The organism is Bacillus sp. AFS001701 (assembly GCF_002559405.1).
Taxonomy (GTDB): Bacteria; Bacillota; Bacilli; order Bacillales; family Bacillaceae_G; genus Gottfriedia.
Genome location: NZ_NTZO01000366.1, coordinates 1 through 218, shown reverse-complemented (window position 1 = coordinate 218; position 218 = coordinate 1). Strand labels below are relative to the sequence as shown.

Annotated in this window: 1 protein-coding gene; it reads right to left on the bottom strand. The window is 25.2% G+C overall.

Going from position 1 to position 218, the window contains the following annotated elements; genetic code table 11:
- On the bottom strand, positions 1 to 218 hold a 218-nt coding region (locus CN514_RS19695; RefSeq protein ID WP_286141768.1), incomplete at both ends, for a Ger(x)C family spore germination C-terminal domain-containing protein.

Sequence of the window (218 nt, the reverse complement as noted above, 5' to 3'; positions counted from 1 at the left end):
TTTTTTTTTGTAATTGTTTTCCAGGATTTATAGTTATTTCTAAACAATTCTTCTTCTAAATGAAATACATCAAACTGTTTACTAATTCCTTTTGAAAAAGTCGTACGGATTTCCTTTTTAATTTCTTTTTCTGCTTCATTTTGCAAAACTTTATTGCTGACTTTAGAGTTTAACTGAGTTACAGTTGCATGTACTTTAATATTCATATTAAATTTTGG